Source organism: Planococcus sp. YIM B11945 (assembly GCF_050864155.1).
Lineage (GTDB): Bacteria > Bacillota > Bacilli > Bacillales_A > Planococcaceae > Planococcus.
In genome coordinates this window covers 443,997-461,049 of the sequence record NZ_JBOZWR010000001.1, presented here as the reverse complement: position 1 = coordinate 461,049, position 17,053 = coordinate 443,997, and the positions used below count along the sequence as shown (strand labels likewise).

Annotated in this window: 20 protein-coding genes; 6 read left to right on the top strand and 14 right to left on the bottom strand. The window is 42.7% G+C overall.

Features of this window, described 5'->3' with window-relative positions; translation table 11 throughout:
- Positions 1-11: 11 nt before the first annotated feature.
- The 6 genes from ACRRQV_RS02370 to ACRRQV_RS02345 form a co-directional block, all read right to left on the bottom strand.
- Positions 12-887, bottom strand: a complete 876-nt coding sequence (locus tag ACRRQV_RS02370) for an alpha/beta fold hydrolase (RefSeq protein WP_432527244.1) — start codon at positions 885-887, stop codon at positions 12-14.
- A gap of 361 nt (positions 888-1,248) precedes the next feature.
- A complete protein-coding gene (locus ACRRQV_RS02365; RefSeq protein WP_432527242.1) occupies positions 1,249-1,377 on the bottom strand; it encodes a hypothetical protein in 129 nt (42 codons plus the stop codon).
- Positions 1,378-1,765: 388 nt separating this feature from the next.
- Positions 1,766-2,167: a YciI family protein gene (locus tag ACRRQV_RS02360; RefSeq protein WP_432527240.1), complete on the bottom strand. Its 402-nt coding sequence runs from the start codon at positions 2,165-2,167 to the stop codon at positions 1,766-1,768.
- Positions 2,168-2,263: 96 nt separating this feature from the next.
- Positions 2,264-2,731 carry a hypothetical protein gene (locus ACRRQV_RS02355; protein ID WP_432527238.1) on the bottom strand — a complete coding sequence of 156 codons (468 nt, stop codon included), beginning with the start codon at positions 2,729-2,731 and terminating at the stop codon, positions 2,264-2,266.
- Positions 2,732-2,893: 162 nt separating this feature from the next.
- Complete coding sequence (locus tag ACRRQV_RS02350; RefSeq protein WP_432527236.1) at positions 2,894-3,142, bottom strand: hypothetical protein; 249 nt, start codon at positions 3,140-3,142, stop codon at positions 2,894-2,896.
- Between the two features lie 488 nt (positions 3,143-3,630).
- Entirely contained in the window at positions 3,631-4,185 is a 555-nt protein-coding gene (locus ACRRQV_RS02345; RefSeq protein ID WP_432527234.1) for a dihydrofolate reductase family protein, read from the bottom strand.
- A 1,003-nt stretch (positions 4,186-5,188) separates the two neighbouring features.
- Here ACRRQV_RS02345 and ACRRQV_RS02340 point away from each other — a divergent pair.
- Both ACRRQV_RS02340 and ACRRQV_RS02335 read left to right on the top strand, forming a co-directional pair.
- Positions 5,189-6,673 carry a phytoene desaturase family protein gene (locus tag ACRRQV_RS02340; RefSeq protein WP_432527232.1) on the top strand — a complete coding sequence of 495 codons (1,485 nt, stop codon included), beginning with the start codon at positions 5,189-5,191 and terminating at the stop codon, positions 6,671-6,673.
- 390 nt (positions 6,674-7,063) lie between these two features.
- Complete coding sequence (locus ACRRQV_RS02335; RefSeq protein ID WP_432527230.1) at positions 7,064-7,492, top strand: DUF4181 domain-containing protein; 429 nt, start codon at positions 7,064-7,066, stop codon at positions 7,490-7,492.
- A gap of 178 nt (positions 7,493-7,670) precedes the next feature.
- Here the strand turns inward: ACRRQV_RS02335 and lepB are convergent, their stop codons facing one another.
- The 3 genes from lepB to ACRRQV_RS02320 form a co-directional block, all read right to left on the bottom strand.
- Complete coding sequence (lepB, locus tag ACRRQV_RS02330) at positions 7,671-8,342, bottom strand: signal peptidase I (RefSeq protein ID WP_432527729.1); 672 nt, start codon at positions 8,340-8,342, stop codon at positions 7,671-7,673.
- 61 nt (positions 8,343-8,403) lie between these two features.
- Positions 8,404-9,468 (bottom strand): P1 family peptidase, encoded by a 1,065-nt coding sequence (locus ACRRQV_RS02325; RefSeq protein WP_432527228.1) that lies wholly within the window; start codon positions 9,466-9,468, stop codon positions 8,404-8,406.
- Between the two features lie 252 nt (positions 9,469-9,720).
- Positions 9,721-10,272: an SMI1/KNR4 family protein gene (locus tag ACRRQV_RS02320; RefSeq protein WP_432527226.1), complete on the bottom strand. Its 552-nt coding sequence runs from the start codon at positions 10,270-10,272 to the stop codon at positions 9,721-9,723.
- A 318-nt stretch (positions 10,273-10,590) separates the two neighbouring features.
- Between ACRRQV_RS02320 and ACRRQV_RS02315 the strand changes: the two genes are divergently transcribed.
- The 4 genes from ACRRQV_RS02315 (at position 10,591) to ACRRQV_RS02300 (ending at position 13,473) form a co-directional block, all read left to right on the top strand.
- Positions 10,591-11,277 carry a class I SAM-dependent methyltransferase gene (locus ACRRQV_RS02315; RefSeq protein ID WP_432527727.1) on the top strand — a complete coding sequence of 229 codons (687 nt, stop codon included), beginning with the start codon at positions 10,591-10,593 and terminating at the stop codon, positions 11,275-11,277.
- Between the two features lie 163 nt (positions 11,278-11,440).
- Positions 11,441-11,935: a GNAT family N-acetyltransferase gene (locus ACRRQV_RS02310; RefSeq protein ID WP_432527224.1), complete on the top strand. Its 495-nt coding sequence runs from the start codon at positions 11,441-11,443 to the stop codon at positions 11,933-11,935.
- A 354-nt stretch (positions 11,936-12,289) separates the two neighbouring features.
- On the top strand, positions 12,290-12,700 hold the full coding sequence (locus tag ACRRQV_RS02305) for a DUF4362 domain-containing protein (protein WP_432527222.1): 411 nt from the start codon (positions 12,290-12,292) through the stop codon (positions 12,698-12,700).
- A 572-nt stretch (positions 12,701-13,272) separates the two neighbouring features.
- Positions 13,273-13,473 (top strand): thioredoxin family protein, encoded by a 201-nt coding sequence (locus ACRRQV_RS02300; RefSeq protein ID WP_432527221.1) that lies wholly within the window; start codon positions 13,273-13,275, stop codon positions 13,471-13,473.
- Positions 13,474-13,524: 51 nt separating this feature from the next.
- On the opposite strand, the gene ACRRQV_RS02295 is transcribed toward ACRRQV_RS02300, so the two are convergent.
- From ACRRQV_RS02295 to ACRRQV_RS02275, 5 genes are all read right to left on the bottom strand, one after another.
- Entirely contained in the window at positions 13,525-14,301 is a 777-nt protein-coding gene (locus ACRRQV_RS02295) for a sulfite exporter TauE/SafE family protein (RefSeq protein ID WP_432527219.1), read from the bottom strand.
- A gap of 57 nt (positions 14,302-14,358) precedes the next feature.
- The gene (locus ACRRQV_RS02290; protein ID WP_432527217.1) at positions 14,359-14,586 is read right to left on the bottom strand and encodes a sulfurtransferase TusA family protein; all 228 of its coding nucleotides are present in this window, start codon (positions 14,584-14,586) and stop codon (positions 14,359-14,361) included.
- A gap of 255 nt (positions 14,587-14,841) precedes the next feature.
- A complete protein-coding gene (locus ACRRQV_RS02285; RefSeq protein ID WP_432527215.1) occupies positions 14,842-15,963 on the bottom strand; it encodes an MBL fold metallo-hydrolase in 1,122 nt (373 codons plus the stop codon).
- Between the two features lie 44 nt (positions 15,964-16,007).
- On the bottom strand, positions 16,008-16,403 hold the full coding sequence (locus ACRRQV_RS02280; RefSeq protein WP_432527213.1) for a DsrE/DsrF/DrsH-like family protein: 396 nt from the start codon (positions 16,401-16,403) through the stop codon (positions 16,008-16,010).
- 37 nt (positions 16,404-16,440) lie between these two features.
- Positions 16,441-17,010: a sulfurtransferase TusA family protein gene (locus tag ACRRQV_RS02275; protein ID WP_432527211.1), complete on the bottom strand. Its 570-nt coding sequence runs from the start codon at positions 17,008-17,010 to the stop codon at positions 16,441-16,443.
- Positions 17,011-17,053 lie beyond the last annotated feature (43 nt).

The window sequence follows — 17,053 nt, the reverse complement described above, 5'->3', positions numbered from 1 at the left end:
CTTATATCGAATTAACTCGATATGTCAATTTGACTGCTCACTTCAGTTGAGTTTTCGATAAATACCCGGTACGCCTCTTTAAAAACCACTGCCTCCTCCAAAAACGGATAATGATTGCTTTTGTCAAAGATGCTAAGCGTTGAGTTCGGAATCAGTTCAGCCATTTCTTCCGAGTATTCGAGCGGGCATTGCACGTCAAATCTGCCGCAGATGATCAATGTCGGTGTGCTTATGAAGGCTAGTTTCTTCGTGACATCAAACATATGCAGCTCTCTGCTAAAAAAGTTCAGCCGGATAGCAGACATCTCTTTGCTGATATTCTTGGAAAAATATTCTTCGTATTTCGTCGGGTCCGCCAAAGACAGTTTGGTCCTTTCAATTTTCAACGCTCTTTTTCTTTCTGCAGGCAACTCAGGCCGTTTTAACATTTCCATGAGTTCTTGCATTCGGGCAAATTGATGGTGTCCGGAATTATAGATGCAATTGTCCGAGAACGTCATGTAGTCACGTGCGGCGGCTCCGACCACCACATTGAAACTGAGCATGTCTGAAAAATAAATGGCATAGACAATCCCTAACATGCCGCCTGTAGAATGTCCGGCGAATCCCCACTTGTCGATGTTTAACGCTTCACGGATCGCTTCCAAATCCAATACGGTTTCCAGCATGCTCAATTGATAAGGGTGAACCGCTTTCTCAGAGCTTCCTGCTTCTCTTAAATTGACGAGATAGACCTGGTTGGTTTTTGTGAACGACTCCGCAAAATAATCCCCTGTTTCATTAAACTCAGAGTAATGGTGTGTGACGCATAAAGGTGGACCTTCGCCTTTGGTAAACACTTCAAAATCTCCGCGAGCTGTGGAGAGCAGTTTCCTATCCCATTTCATGAACTTGCCGCCTTTCTAATTTCATATCGTTATTCATACAACGGGTTTGAATGTCCGTACTTCGTGGTCAAAAACGGAAACAAACATCGACTCGTGGCGATGAAAATGGCTCTCGTTTTTGACGGGAAGCCTCTCGGGTATTGGGATACCTCTACGGTTGTTTCAAAATCCCATCACCATAACTTCGTTTCTTCCAAAAACGCTCCGAATTCGTAAGTTAAGGCAAAGTTGGCGACATTGCCCGCGTCAAAAGGCAGTTCAAGTATTTTTCAATTTCCAGTTTTTTGTTTAAAAAATTAAGTTTATTGGCCTCTCCCCAGCTGAGGCAGGCATAAGGTTTATAGCGGGCAAAAAGAGCTTCTTACAAAAGAATGGTTTGCATGGCAATGTCGTTGAAAGATTCCAGCTGCTGGAAAGGAGCAGCATAATTCAAAATGTTTCTTCCGATTTTATTGCCAAAGACGCCTTCATCTCCGTAAATGCAAAGCACGCCTTGCTTTTACGAAAACACCTCGAAAATATCTGTTCCCATATCACAATTAGAAATTCGTTCACCTGCAACTGTGTAAAAAGATAATGTCGAATCATAAAGCAAGCAAAAATGCTCTTCATAAAACGAATCATCCGATGCCCCGCTGAAACCGCAAGAATGGTGTTGCCGTTCAGCTGAATGAGGTTTTCACTTTTTACCTTTTAACAGGACGATCACATCGTTTTTTTACAATCCGCGTCGATTATAATCATTTCATTGCTTTTGGAAATTGTTGCTTCGTTCAAATACATACCGGTTATCCTCCCCTTCATACCTTTAACACCATTCAAAATTTTAAAAAATTCTATTACAAAACTAAAATTGAGAAGAAACTTAATATCTCATCTTAATCCATTTGATTAGACAAGGTTTCCGGATTCTCAGTTTGCATCGGCCCTTCATGAACTTGGCGCAATTCAATTTGACCTTCGCCATTTCCCATCGGGTCCGGCATCCTCATGGTCCATTCCACAGCTTCTTCTCTTGACTTCACATCGAACAGGATAAATCCGGCAATTAATTCGTTCGTTTCCGTAAATGGACCTTCTGAGACGACCGGCTTTTCCCCTGGTTCCGAATACGAAATGCGAAGTCCATTTGAACTTGGATAAAGCCCCTTCGCCATCACCCGAACGCCTGCCTCTACAAGTTCTTCATTGAACTTAGACATAGCTTCGATAAGCTCAGCGTTCGGCAGCTCCCCAGCCTCTGAATGTCTTGAGGCTTTGACAATTAGCATGAATTGCATAATACCCCTCCTTTTATTAAACGGTCTCTTTTCTTATTCTGCTTTCATTTGGATTTGGAGAAGACTGTGCTTTAAGACTAAACCAAACGCTATCATTCAATCCTTGATCCCTTTCAACATTTGCCGGATAGCCCCAAGATGATAAGCCGAGTGAGCTATAGAACCTGAGATTTCATTGGCCAAATACTCCGTCCATTGAATGTTGTCGAATGCTTTTAACAGTCTGGCATATTCGTTTCTTAATTCTTCTTGAATTTGACTCCACTTTACTTCATCTACTGAAGCAATTTTCCAGCTTTCCTCCCAGTCCATTTCTGGAAAAACACCGCTTTTCAATAATTCGTTGGTCCCCCACAAATGATAGCGTACGTGGTCAATATGAGCAGCCAAAGTCGAGCCGTAAATGGAGATTGAAGCTTGTTTTACATTTATTCCCTCCATTGCGCCAAAAATCCCTGCATTCGGCTGATTGTTAGTAAACCAGCTTTCCGTATATGGACTCGGCGGCCCTTCAAATGCTTCCATAATCCTTTCCTTTATCGCATTTTCTAGTGGATGATTCATGTTTGTCCTCCTATCGAGTTGATTCGTCGCAAAAAATGTCTTTTGCCCATTCATGCCCAAGCGGGAACTGCCGATTCAGCGCTTCCAATAGCCATGCTTTCTCCTCCAAAGATAAAGTCGGCAGAATTTTCATAGGCTGTGTTTTACTCGACAAATGTCTTTTCAAACTACAGAACCGAATATTAAAATATAGAGGAAAAATCCGGCCAGAAATAAGCCCAATATAAAGATGAAAATTCTTTTAATTTTTATTGTTGAAAAAGACAAAAACAAACTAACTACAATTGCAAATAAATCAGCAGCACCGTAAATAGAAATTGGTTCGATATCTTTGTCTTCAGAAAAGATGGAAGCGTACATCAATACACATCCACTTAAGATCATTAAGGAAAGAACAATTATGGCAATCACCTATATCCCTCTTCTCTTCAACCATCCAAGAAAATTTTTTCTCTTACCTGCCTATTTAAAATTTTTTTGCATTAACTGAAAATGCTGCTGTTTTCATATAAGAACTAAAATTCAAGATATATTCGTTCAAATCCTTTATTCAATTTAAAATTAAGGAATCGGTAATCTTTAAAACATTTATGGTACTTCTTCATGGCTGAGATAACCCTTAACTTCGTTTTCATTTATGAGTGATATAAATGGCTTGCTCGACACCAAGTTTACAAGTAGTCTGCTCTAGTTTCATGCCCGGTCAATCTAATAGTCTGCAAAAAGCCTAGTTAGCGGTTTATGTTTCAGTCACCACTTTTAATATGTTTAATTCACCTAAAGCAAAATTGATTATTACCGATTGGATAACACACTTATCCAGACAAAAGGGAGAGAGGCCGATCTCTCGGCCTCTCTCCCTTCTATTGCGTTCATTTAAGATGATGATTCCTTTGCGACTATTCGCGAAGCACTTTATACCAAATTTCGACTTGCTGATCGGTTTCGATGGTGCGCACTTTTTCCAGCTGAATCTCCAGATCCTCCAAATGCTCAAACAACCGCAGCCCTTTGCCAAGCAAAATAGGGGCAATTGCAATTTGCAGTTCGTCTGCCAGCTTTGCCCGCAGAAGCTGCTGGCCAACATTCGCTCCAAACACGACGACGTCTTTTTCCTTTGCAGCAGCTTTCGCTTGCCGGATCGCACTTTCGATTCCATCCGTTACAAACGTAATCGTTAAGTTTTCGTTTTCCTTAGGATGCTTTTCTGGAGGACGATGCGTCAACACGAATAATGGCACTTGAAATTCATAAGAATCGGCATAGGCATCCGGATCTTGATGCTCACCCCCATCAAAGCTAGTTCGGCCCATCACGACGGCGCCAATATTTTCCCAAGATGCTAAAATGACTTCGTTCGGTTCAAAAGTGGCATAGAGTTTCCCTGTCTTCCCGTTCCGGTCATTGACAAACCCATCAATCGACTGAATCAGTCCAAAGCTTACTTTCCCCATGTTCTTTCCTCCATTCTTTTGCTAGCGGCTAGTAGTCTTCCTCAAAAGCACAGACATTATCAGAAGATCAGCACATTGCGAAGAAATCGGGCTGCAGGTTTTACCTAATGAAGCTGATTAAATTCAATATACAATGCCTATTGGCAGAAAACTAGTCAAAAAAAGGGTTTATGAAAGTTTAATTTCCAGGAAAGAAAGCATTCATGTCGAATGACTCTTACCTGCTCTTCTGTTCTAATTGATTCTCTTTTAAAACTTAAATTGCCAAATCGGAGGATTACCATTCCAAGGTTTAAACCTCTGCTTTTATCCATACTAAAAAGAGAGAAGTTAATTTTCTGTCAACTTTCTTTCCTTCTCCTTATATACAATTTTTGGTATATCATGATACGTAAACCCGTGATGAATAAAACTTGCGCTAGTTGGGGATGTTCATCTTTAATTAACGGATGGCCGTTTATTTATATAAATTTTTTATTATAATTTGCTTATTATATTTTTGGCGTTTCGGAGAGAGAGGAAACCACTTCCAGTCACAAAACAGATGATTTACGCTATGTGTTACAGTGAATAAATATTGATATTTTATCTTTGGAGGATATGAAATGAGAATTTATGCAGAAGATTTCTTATGGAGATGCTGCGGAGAAAAGATTCAAAGAAATAATGGATAAACTTTTTTGCTTTTTCGTTTTTTCCAGTTTGTGTTGACTTGACCATACCTATAAGTCTTTCTAATGCATTTACATTACTTAAGCACATAGTTTTGAATGACGATACGGTACTTAGTATGATAGCCATTGCTACTATCTATGATCGGCCTTTTGGAATTATTTATTGGCACTGGACCAAAGAACTCTCCTTCCGGCTAGTCCTCCTATTATTACTAGTTAAAGTTTATTTTCTAAAAGGTAGAGTGGGCAATTAAGTGCAACATCCAAAAAACCAAAAGTCTGGGATGGTTATTCGGGAAAGAGGATATTTTAAAGGAGCTGCGAAGAAAATGGAAAAGAAAATAATGATTGCAGGAGCGGGAATCGGAGGATTGACCGCAGGGTCTTTGCTGGCGAAATACGGATTAGAGGTGACATTGCTTGAAGCTTCTTCTGAGCTTGGCGGCAGCGCAGGTAAATTCAAGCGGAAAAACGAGGTATTTCCCGTAGGCGCCACGCTCGGCATGGGTTTCGAAAAAAACGGCATCCACGAGCGGGTTCTTCGCTATTTGGATAGGCCTTTTCCAGTCGACCCTCTCGAAACCGTCATGGAAATGGTTTATCCCGAAACAACATTTGTTTTCTATAAAGACCGGACTCGGCATGTCAACCAGCTCATCCGCCATTTTCTGGGATACGAAAAACAGATTCAGGAATTTTACCAAGAAATTTACCATACCGCTGCAACTGTAAGGACATTAATGGACCGACTGCCCGCCTTGCCACCCTCTACTGCAAAGGAATGGCTCTATTTAACAACCTCGCTGCGCACCCGGCATACCCGGCTTTTGCCGCTGTTCAACCAAACATTGGGGCAGCGGTTAAAGCGCCATGGCTTGGATCAGCTCTTTCCGTTTCGCCATATGATCGATGGGCTTTTGATTGACAGCATGCAGACGGACAGTAGCCACGTCTCTTATTTGCTTGCGGCAGTAGCGCTTGATATTTACCACGAAGGGGCTTATTACATTCCGGGCGGTTTATACCGGCTTGCTGAAGAAATGGGGCAAAGCCTCTTGGAAAACGGCGGCACCTTGAAAAAAAGGCGGGCCCTCAGTAAACTGGAACGCGCCAATAATATGTGGATCGCTACAGACCATCGCGGCAATCAATACGAAGCAACGGATGTCGTGTTAAATATTCCAATCCATCAGCTGGCGAACATTTTAGCACCCGAACTTATTTCACAGCTTAAAAAGCCGCTCCAAAAAGGGCTTACGGAACCCACCTGGACTACGCTGGCCCTATATATGACAGTCGATTCAACAAAATTGCAATCCCCTTTGCCGCCGTTTCGGCAAGTTTCAACTGCTCTCGGCGACCGGCTTTCGGAAGGTGCGCACTTCTTTATGTCCGCTTCCCGGCCGGGTGATTTGCTTCGCGCTCCAGAAGGCTTTCAAACCGTGACGGTTTCGACCCACTCAAAAGCTGAGAATTGGGATACGCAAGAGAAATACGAAGACATGCGGAAAACACTGACAGAACGCATGCTTGACGCCATTGAACAAGTGGTTCCTCGGTTCCGGCAAGCCCTGGTCCATTTGGAAACAGGCGCACCAAAAGCCTGGGAGCGCTATACTGGCCGGCCAAACGGCTATGTGGGCGGGTTCCCACAGACCCTTGACAATGCGTTGTTCAACTCCATCTCTCACCGCTCAGGCTTGCCCCGCCTATACATTTGCGGAGACCATGTTTTCCCTGGCGGCGGAACGATAGGAGCTGCAACAAGCGGCATCCACGCTGCCCGCTCGATCTCCGGCAGCCAATTGATTTAATAATGGCATAATCACGCTTTTTGGCCACTATTTATTAAAAACTACTAAAGAAAGGAAGGATAGAGTGGCTCAAGCAAAAGCTTCTATCCTTCCTTTTTTAGATAAGGTACCACTTCTGGTAAAGTTATACCTTTCTTCTTTTATACTTCGAGCTTTACACCCTTTTGGTGCAATTTTTAAATGTATCTTTTTTTTATGAAAACAGTTTTAATAGGTTTTTTAGTGAAGCTGACTAAATCAGGGCCTTAATGTAACTTACTTCTTATTAACTTACATTCGAAACCATGATAAAGTTTTCTTTGAATTCCTCTTTTTTGTAAAAATGAAACATTATTGGAAACAGATCGGTATAGTTATTGTACCTAATCGAACAATATTGGAGGCGATTTCATGTATGGCGTTGAATCCTCTTTTTTGTTAGCTTTACTTCTCATACTTGCCATTTTCCTCGTAATGCTGGCCTTATTTAATGCCATCATGCGAAAGTGGTTAGGAGTAGAGAAACCAAAAGCATTCTCTAATAACCATATAAATGATAAACACAAGAAAATCGATTGGAGCATCCGAATTTTCGGTATTGCTGTGATGGTAATAGGATATTTTGTTAATGTGACAAGGCTACCTTTAAAACCCTATTTCTTTTTGGAAACATGGTTTTTGTTGTTAGTACTCCTCTTTTCCACCGAAATCATAAGAGCAGCCATGGAACACAAATATGCGAAAAATCCCAATGCCTATATTTATACAATCAGCCAACTGGTGTTTCTACTAATCTTTCTTATTTCATTATTTGCGACTGATTTTTTCGGTTTTTTATAACCAATATAACCAGTGCTTTTACTGGAATTTGAAAATAACTTAATTGCTAATAAGTTACAGTCAAACAAAGATAAATCTGTCTTGAAGTATAAATACAGTCGGTGATGATAAGACGCCTTCGTTGAACATCAATAAGGGCGTCATATGCATTCGCGAAATCTTGAATTTGTTAGTTAAACTATTCTTCTGCTTTATATCCCAGTACCTTACCTGCGATATTTTTTCTTGGCAAGGGACCCGAGATTGTTGTTCTGAACCAGTCATCTCCGATTACATAAACCTGGTCTACAGGTACCGTCACCTCGGTTACATTCCTATTCTCAAAGTCATTTATATTGCTCTCCACATTTTCTTTTGATTGAAGGAGACTAAAATTATCCTCTTTCAACATGCTCTTAAGTTCTTCCAGGTCCAATCCTACTCGATGAGCTCTTCCATAGAACGCATCAAGCTGTTTTTTGTTGATATAGATTTGACCGCTTTCGATTTTTACTTTTTCTCCAGGTAAGGCGATAATTCGCGTCAAATTGAATCGGTCATCAGGCATCTCTTTATAAGCGATGACATCTCCTCTGGCTAACTCATTTTCTTCGTAGTAGCTTGTATTAATCACGACTTCTTTTGCATAGTATTCGTAATTTCCGCGATCCATCGCATCATATCGATAATCATAAACTACCATGTCAGACGTTAGATTCCCAACCGTATCGATAACAGGTTCCGTGTCAGGGTCCGTAATGGTCTCTACTGCAACTTCACTTTCTGGCTGGTTAATAGGTTGTGTAGCTTCATCGGCACAGCCAGCTACAAACAAAAGCAATAAAAGAGACGCCGTAAGTGATCGTTTCATTTCCCTCAATGGACTCACTCCTTTTTTATCCGCAAGTAACTTAACTGCATTTTTGTCACATTCACATAAGCGAAATATCAAACTTCTGAATAAGATCCTTAAAAGCCGGTCTTTCATTTCCTTCCCGGCCCATCACGGCTTCTGCTGTCACAAGTGAATTTAATACCGCTTCTTCAGTCGCTTCCCCGACCGCTCGAAAAGCCACATCCATTTCTTCTTCGTGAATTTGAGGGATGTTCAGAAGATGTTCCGACTTTTCATGCGGAATCTTGGTGGCTGTTGAAAATCCAATGACGACCTCGCCACTTCCATTGGTAATGATTGAACCCGTTCTAGATAACCCGGTTATGGATCTTTTGATGATCCGATTCAATTGCCTCTCAGACACAGGAAGATCGGTGGCGATAACAATAATGATGGATCCTTTGTCCTCTTCTTTATACGGTTCGAGTAGGGCTTCTTTCAATTCCTGGCCAACCGCTTTGCCCTTCACCAGCAAATCGCTTAAGATGCCGAAATTCGACAATACCAGCACCCCGATGGTGTATTTCTCAGCATGTATGTCCAAAAGCCGAGAGGCTGATCCGATTCCACCTTTTAGTGAATAACAAAGCATGCCGGTCCCGGCGCCCACTGTTCCTTCTTTAAATTCATCCGATGTATTCTCCAGCGCTTGAAGAACGTGTTCCGGTTTCACAAACTTTGCCCGCACATCATTTAGGAACATGTCATTGCATTCACCGACCACCGGATTCACCGTTCCGGTCGTGCGTCCAATTTCCGGGTTTTGTTCAAGCATGTAATCAATCAAGGCATCTGAAGCCAACCCGGCACTTAAGGTATTCGTTAAAAGAATAGGCGTCTCTAAAGCACCTAATTCGTTCAGTTGGATCGTCCCCATCGTTTTGCCAAACCCATTGAATACATGGCTGGAAGCAATCAGTTTTTCTTTAAATATGTTGCCCTGATGTGGCAGAATGGCAGTCACTCCTGTCTGCATGTTTTTATCGCTAAGCGTCACATGCCCGACGGATACCCCTTCTACATCTGTGATCGCATTATGCACCCCCGTTTCGAATTGGCCAATTTCTATCCCGTAATCTCTTATTCTTTTTTGATTAAACATTTGCTCTCCCCTTTGTTCGCTCATCATTTTCTTTCCTTAATTATACCGATTCTTTATTGATTGATAATTAGAATATGTTCGGTGAGATATATTGGCGTTCGTAAAAGTGCACTAAATAAAAAAGAGGAAAGGCAGTGCTTATCAGCACCGCCTTTCCTCTTTACTTTTCTTATAAGAATAGCTACTACTTCTGATAAGTTATGATATGAAAACCTTTTAGTCCCTGCTGATTGAAAAGTACCTATGAATGGTTTATTCATCGCCCTCCAAGTAATAGCGGCTAGCCGCGTTGTAAATTGGCCAATCCCAGAACGGAGCCCCTTGAGCCACAACAAAGCGATCCAAAAACAGATGGAAGTTAAGGGGCAAAGTTTGTGGCCCATCATCGTTATCTATTCGGTAAAGGTAATTGGGGTCTTCTTTCTCAACCGCTTCCAGACTGATGGCCAAGTAATGGTCATAAACGATGCCAATTGGCAAGAAACCAGGGTACACTTCCATGTAATCGAGTCTCTCTTTTAGTTCTGGTAATGAAAAAACTTTCAATCCTCCGCCGCCCTGGCTTCCTAAATCAGAAATGAATTGATAAATCCATCCTCCATTGTATTCCAGCAGAAAGGAACGATAGTCCTGTGGCAACTGATACCCAATCTGTCTTTCAAGTTCGGCAATGGCCACTTCCTCGGCAGGGGGATTCGCCATGCTGGTACTTCTGAAAATTGCCCCGTCCTCTAGAATTAACAACCGTTCGTTATTGCTATCCACCGTTTTTAAAACTGATTCTATAATTTCTTTGATGCCCAAATGACCACTCCTTTCCTCATTTCACAACCAGTCATTTCCGGAATTTTTTTGATTACTGCCTTTTTTGAAATCTTTACACTAAATATATATTAACATTAATTTCCACTGTTTTAGCCTGTCTCATTTTTTATTTTGTATGTTCTTGCAGACAAAAAGAAAGAAATAACTTCTTTCCCTTTTAAGCAGTAAAGCGGGTCTTGGCAGGATTTCGCTTTTTTTTCGAGAATCTAACTAGAGAACGGAGGCTGAAAAATGAAGACGGAAATAGTAACACAGAATCAACAAAGTTAAAATACGGTTGCCGGCCACTTTAACGGCATTGATGCTTTGCCAAGCTTCGGCCCCTTTACGCAAACAGACGAAGAACTGCACCTATTTGAAGCAATTCAAGATAAAAAGGTGCTGGATATCGGCTGTGGCAGCGGCCATTCCTTGGCTTATATGAACGCACAAGGAGCTGCAGAATTATGGGGCGTCGATTTTGCTGAGAAGCAAATCGCCACCGCGAAGAAAACCTTAAATGGGCTGCAGGCGAATTTAAACTGCGCGGCTATGGAAGAAGATAGTGGTCTTCCCAAAGACTATTTTGACATTGTCTACTCCATCTACGCCATTGGATGGACTAGCGATTTGGAAAGCACGTTCAACTTGATCTATTCCTATTTAAAACCCGGCGGCTATTTCCTGTTCAGTTGGGACCATCCGCTTTATCCCCATCTGCAGAGTGAAAATGGCTACATTTTGTTAAAAGGCTCTTATCAGGCAGAAGGCATGACGCGCTACGAGAAGTTCAAAGGGGAAGATGCGCCGGTCGTTATTCCGCAGCGTAAATTCAGTACATACTTAAATACATTGATTCAATCCGGTTTTACCATTGAAGAAGTCGTCGAGGCGGACGTGCCGCTCCAACTGAAGAACACGGAACCGGAAGTATCCGACCGCTATTATTCACTTTACAAAGCGCAAAAGTTTCCAACCACGATGATCATTAAAGCGCGAAAATAACTTCACTTATCTAGTCAAGAGAGGAAAAGCCTTGCTGATTTCCACTGCTCTTCCTCCCTTGCATTTTGCAATTGAATAGTTGCTGATTAATGTTAAAAATGCTTGTGAAAAAGTTTTACATTATGATTCGTTAGAGATCCCTTAGCAAACAGGAGGAAACAAAATGCCGAAAATCACAACAGATAGACTATTAGTAATAACTTTTGAAGCAGAAATGATAAAAGCCTTGTTGGAAGGTGTGGAAAAACTAGAAAAACTGATTCCTTACAATGTGCCTGTTGACTATCCCATGGATGTCTATAAACAGTTCTTCCCGTACAAAATTGAACGGTTTAGCCAGTATCCTGAGGAAAACAAGTGGGAAGGTTTGATTATTGATAAAGAGAACCAGACTGTCATTGGGGATATTGGATACAAAGCGGGACCAAATGAAAAAGGAGAAATTAATTTAGGATACAGCATTCTGCCTCGCTATCAAGGCAACGGTTATGCAACAGAAGCGGCTTTGGCGATGGTTTATTGGGGATTAAGGCAGTCTGGTGTACAGAAGATAACAGCGACTTGTTCGCTTGAAAATAGTGCTTCCATCCGAGTATTAGAGAAAGCAGGGTTGAGACAGATACACAAAGATGAGAAAAAGATCTATTGGATGTCCTAGAAAGTGATTTATATGCCAGTAAAATTGGAAAACGTTCTTAAAAGTTCTCTTTTACAAACTAAAAAGACAAGAAATTCGTTTATGGATTTCTTGTCTTCCGATAATCCCTCATATTTAAACTCAATCTTTTATTTTGGTTTCCAGAAGAATAGTCTAAAATAGCGTTACTCCATTTCTATTATTTGGTATATTTGGAGCAGTTGCTATTTCATGGACTAAAAATGCCCTGCCCGTTATTGCCCCAGAAGTGCAACGAGACAAATTCTTTTGCTACTATCTGCCGTAAATAAGAAGATTTTTTATCTAATTGTAATTGCTGTTCTATCTTTGGATTGCGAAAGGGAGCGCGTTAACATGAAGAAACATTGGGTGTTAGTTTTATTCAGTTGCCTTGTTCTCGTTGGTTGTCAGAACGATCATGCTTCTTTTCCAGCAGCAGATACGATTACGACGGCGACATTAGAGATAGAAAATGTGGATCGTTTCTACTCGTTTTTGGAGAACTTCACTGAAAAGGATCCGGATCATATAAATATTATCTCTTATACGACAGAGGGTGATCCCATTTACCGAAATTTACAATACGATGGCAAGGTGATTCATTTTAGAGTGGATAGGTCTAAAGATAAACATAGTTCAGAAAAAGTGACAGAAACGGTTTGCACAGAACTGCGCAATGAGGAGTCAGATAAACGAGTGGATTATCTGTTGGGCAATTGCGAAGATCAAAGTCAGGATACCGTTTTGGTTGTTATAAACCAATAAATCGCATTCCATTTTATCAACCACTTTCAAAATTCGCCATTTTCAAAAGTAGACTTGTCTAGGTAGAAGCAAAAGGAAGGGCGGTGCTGACTTAGCACGCCCTTCCTTTTGGATAGTGCAGCTAGAATATCGAGTTCTTCTGATAACACATGATATGTAAACTCAATCACTCTAACATTTCTCCAAAGTTAATGTAATGGTCAGTTGAAGTTCATTATTATGCCATCGCTTTTTTCTTAGGCCGCATGAAGAGGTTAAATTCAGTCCTTCTAAACAGCCAGTTAATATAGGCTACCTATCAATGGATCGATCCATTCATTACCTTCACTATGAAAAAGCAGAGGAAGCAATAGAAAAGAACCGAAGAATTCTTTTCCCCTTCTTTTTGCTTTACCTTCACCCAAACGGGTATAAAAGGAAAAAGGTGAAGTCAGGAGGGATCGAACATGAAAGAACTTGCCTCAATGGAAGAAGTTCAGTCTTTTAGCGAAGAACCTGGACTGCAATTTCTCTATGTCCTTACAACCCATTGAAGTGTCTGCCACGGTTTACTTCCTCAGGTGGAGGAAGCGATGCATGATTTTCCGCGTATCCAAACAAGGCTGGCAAATGCCGAGGAAATTCCCGAGCTGGCCGGTTTCCTGTCCATTTTCACCGTTCCAGTCCTTGTGTTGTTTGCTGATGGAAAAGAGATCTTGCGGGAAGCCAGGTTTGTTCACATGGAAGAGTTCAAAAGGAAAGCCGAAAAAATCTACAGTGGTTTTTACTCTTGAAGACAAAGCAAAAAGGAGGCAGCTTGGCTGCCTCCTTTTTTGTCGGACACCTTACAAAATATCGATCCAGATTTTAATGGCTGTCGCTAAAATCAACAGCGATAAAATCCATTGGAGGTATTTTGTGTTCATCTTCTGGCCCAGTTTCGCCCCGAGCGGTGCCGCCAAAATGCTTGCCACGACCATGATGGCTGCCGGCCCGTACAAAATCTGGTCGGTTATGATTTTGCCAGCTGTCGAGCCGATGGACGAAATGAACGTAATCGCAAGCGACGTCGCAATGGTCATCCGCGTCGGAATCTTCAACACCACCAGCATAATCGGAACCAAAATGAAAGCTCCGGCCGCACCAACGATGCCGGCCGCAATGCCGACGATGAACGCCAGCCCGGCAGCCAGCCATTTATTGAACGTTACTTGATCGACCGGAATATTGTCGATGTCTTTTTTCGGCAGGAACATCATGATGACCGCAATCGTCGCCAAAATGGCATAGACAAAGTTAATGCCCTGTTCTGACATCAGCGTCGAACCGTAGCCGCCGATAAAGCTTCCGAGAAGAATCGCTCCGCCCATATAAGCGATGAGCGTTTTATTCAGATAGCCGCTGCCGCGGTAGGCCCAGACTCCCGCGATGGTCGCAAAGAATACCTGGATCGCGCTGATGCCGGATACTTCATGGGCGCTGAAGGCTGTATAGCCCAGCATCACCGGTATGTAGAGGAGCATCGGATACTTGATGATCGAACCGCCGATGCCCACCATGCCGGAGATAAACGAACCAATAAAACCGATCAGGAAAATAGTGATAATAAAATCTAGACTCATCCCAGTTCCACCTTTCTAAAAGGAAAAAGGGCATCAGCTCGATGCCCTTTCCAGCCTTTAGCCTTTCTGGATCCAGAACTTTAGGACATCGCCATCCTCTTGGGAATCCAGCAGTTCATGGCCGCCGGATTTTGCCCAGGCAGTCAGGTCAGCTTTTGCCCCTTTGTCAGTAGCAAGAATCTCCAATACCTGGCCCGATTCCATTTCTTTCATTTCCTTGCGTGTTTTTACGATCGGCATTGGACAAGCCAAGCCTTTTGCGTCTAATACTTTATCTGAGTTCATCAAAATCTCTCCTTTGGGTTTATGTTGTTTAATTGATTTAATAGTCGATATTCCGCAAAACAGTTTCGCTTTCCTGGAGAGCTGCGTCGAGCTAACCTGGGCTATTCATCCGAGTGGATCTCGTTACTTCGTCGAAACCAAATTGGAAAGTCAATTCCGTTTCTGCTCCCCATGGAGTCTTCACTATTTTGCTTCATATCTCAGCTGTCTCTTAACGCCGAAGCGATTTTTAAAGTACTTTTTTATTGTAACTACTTACCGAACCGCACAACGATTCGGCCCGATTTCCATTTCACGCTGCACTTCTTCGTCAGGCGTAATTGCGCCCATGTTGGTTTTGCGGATATCCTGATAAGCATTCGGCTGCGGCGGCAGGTTCTTCGTGACCATGTCGCGGAATTCCTGTTCATCTTCGATGTTCAATCCGTGGTTTTCCTTGAACAGGTCAGCCAACTTTTTAGCGACGCTGCCGTCTTCGTTCAGCTCTTCCATGATCATAAAATGTGCTGGAAGCACGATCAAATCGTCTGCCAATTCCTGATAGCGTGTGTAAAGAGATTCCCGCAAATCACCCACCCAGTCTTCCGCCAGACCGGCAAGGTCTGGTCGGCCGATGGAATCGATGAACAAAATGTCGCCTGTCATCAAGTAGTGGTCATCCAAGATGAAGGATGTAGAACCGATTGTGTGGCCTGGCGAATAGAGAGCTTCAATTTTAGCGCCGCCCAGTGTCACGTTCAATCCGTTAACCAACTCAATATAATCAAAAACGACTTCTTCCGCATCTGCAGGCGGCAAGTAATACGTTGCGCCTGTGGCTTCCGCGATGTTGCGACCACCGGAAATGTGGTCTGCGTGCAAATGCGTATCAAATACGTGCTTAATTACTGCACCTTTTTCCTGCGCGAAATCCAAGAAGATATCCGCCATGCGCGTTGCATCGATAATGGCGGCTTCGCCGTCTGAGATCGCCATATACGACAAGCATCCTTTTCCGATGCGAACGAATTGGTATAACTCCCCACCATTTTTCAAATCGCCGACTTTCACTGGTTCCAGGTGTTCACTCCACGCTTTCATGCCGCCTTCAAGGTACGTGACATCGACGCCTTCTTCCGCCAGCATTTCCGCCACCATGACAGAAGATCCTTCTTTCGCACAAACCACCAGGATGTCTCTGTCTTTCGGAAGTTCTGAAACCACTTCTTCGACTCCGTCCAATAAATCAAAATAAGGGGTGTTCAAATACTGGATGTTGCCGCCTTCGATTTTCCAATCGGCGAATGCATCGCCGTTTCGAACGTCCAGAATAAACAATGGTTCGTTGTCGATCACTTTTCGTGCCACTTCTTTTGCTGTCATTGCTTTTATCGTCAATTTGAATACCTCCACCCGTATATTTTCAATTAAAATTTTTTAGATTAGAATGTCAACGTGACGTCTGCGTCTTTGGCGAATTCCAGGAACGTCACCGCTCCGCCGACTTCAATGCCGTCCACGAAAGCTTCTTTTTCAAGGCCGAATAAGTCCATCGTCATTTGGCAGCCGATGAACTTGACGCCAAGTTCCTGCGCCATTTCCGCCAGTTCCGGAATTGCCGGTACGTTTCCTCTTTGGAATCCTTCGGCAATTGCTTCCTTGCCTTCCGGAAGCGCCAATTGGCCGTATGCTTCCTTGTTGATGAGGTTCAGCCCTTCAAACGTAAAGAAGATGGCCACCTCGTGATCGCTTGCCGCTGCTGCCGTGGCGATGTTGTAGACTTTATAGGCATCGAATAAAGTTCCATTTGATGCGATGATTGCTGTTTTTCCAGCCATTTGGTATTCCTCCAGTTAAGTTGTTTTTTTAAGTTGCTTACGCGTTGTTTTGATTTGTTGCGCCGTTCCATTGGGTCATACCCTCGACGGCATTTTTCACGCGGTTAAAGCCTTTTTCAGCCAACTGTTTGGCCGCGAAATCGCTGCGGTTGCCGGTTCGGCAAATGACGATGACTTCTTTTTCAGCATCTAATTCCTGTACACGGTTTTCCAACTCGCCAAGCGGAATGGAAACCGCACCTTCAATATGGCCAAATGCATATTCTGCCGGTTCACGGACATCGAGTACAACTACATCGTCGCGGTCCATTTGTTCCTTTAATTCTGCATTTGTCACGGTATGCGGAAATTGGACTTCTTCTTTTTCTTCTGACTGATCAGCTTTGCGTAAATAATGCTTCAGCACATCGCCTTCTTCAGTCGTGCCAAGGTATTGGTTGCCGCTGCTTTTCGCCCAGGCTTTAATATCAGCCAAAGAACCTTTATCTGTTGCCTGTACCTCAATCACCTGGCCCGGCTCAAGCTCAGTCATTGCTTTCTTCGTGCGGACGATCGGCATTGGACATGCCAGCCCTTTTGCATCCAGTAATTTATCTGTTTGAATCATTCAAATTCCTCCTAGTTACCCCTACGGGTATAATTGTAGTTAA

Bases quoted from the DNA above. Each gene is read 5' to 3' on its own strand.
- ACRRQV_RS02345 (WP_432527234.1), bottom strand. From the start codon at position 4,185: ATGGGGAAAGTAAGCTTTGGACTGATTCAGTCGATTGATGGGTTTGTC.
- ACRRQV_RS02335 (WP_432527230.1), top strand. From the start codon at position 7,064: ATGTATGGCGTTGAATCCTCTTTTTTGTTAGCTTTACTTCTCATACTT.
- ACRRQV_RS02295 (WP_432527219.1), bottom strand. From the start codon at position 14,301: ATGAGTCTAGATTTTATTATCACTATTTTCCTGATCGGTTTTATTGGT.
- ACRRQV_RS02275 (WP_432527211.1), bottom strand. From the start codon at position 17,010: ATGATTCAAACAGATAAATTACTGGATGCAAAAGGGCTGGCATGTCCA.
- ACRRQV_RS02300 (WP_432527221.1), top strand. From the start codon at position 13,273: ATGCATGATTTTCCGCGTATCCAAACAAGGCTGGCAAATGCCGAGGAA.
- lepB (WP_432527729.1), bottom strand. From the start codon at position 8,342: ATGAAACGATCACTTACGGCGTCTCTTTTATTGCTTTTGTTTGTAGCT.
- ACRRQV_RS02360 (WP_432527240.1), bottom strand. From the start codon at position 2,167: ATGCAATTCATGCTAATTGTCAAAGCCTCAAGACATTCAGAGGCTGGG.
- ACRRQV_RS02280 (WP_432527213.1), bottom strand. From the start codon at position 16,403: ATGGCTGGAAAAACAGCAATCATCGCATCAAATGGAACTTTATTCGAT.
- ACRRQV_RS02310 (WP_432527224.1), top strand. From the start codon at position 11,441: ATGCCGAAAATCACAACAGATAGACTATTAGTAATAACTTTTGAAGCA.
- ACRRQV_RS02305 (WP_432527222.1), top strand. From the start codon at position 12,290: ATGAAGAAACATTGGGTGTTAGTTTTATTCAGTTGCCTTGTTCTCGTT.
- ACRRQV_RS02355 (WP_432527238.1), bottom strand. From the start codon at position 2,731: ATGAATCATCCACTAGAAAATGCGATAAAGGAAAGGATTATGGAAGCA.
- ACRRQV_RS02290 (WP_432527217.1), bottom strand. From the start codon at position 14,586: ATGAACTCAGATAAAGTATTAGACGCAAAAGGCTTGGCTTGTCCAATG.
- ACRRQV_RS02370 (WP_432527244.1), bottom strand. From the start codon at position 887: ATGAAATGGGATAGGAAACTGCTCTCCACAGCTCGCGGAGATTTTGAA.
- ACRRQV_RS02340 (WP_432527232.1), top strand. From the start codon at position 5,189: ATGGAAAAGAAAATAATGATTGCAGGAGCGGGAATCGGAGGATTGACC.
- ACRRQV_RS02325 (WP_432527228.1), bottom strand. From the start codon at position 9,468: ATGTTTAATCAAAAAAGAATAAGAGATTACGGGATAGAAATTGGCCAA.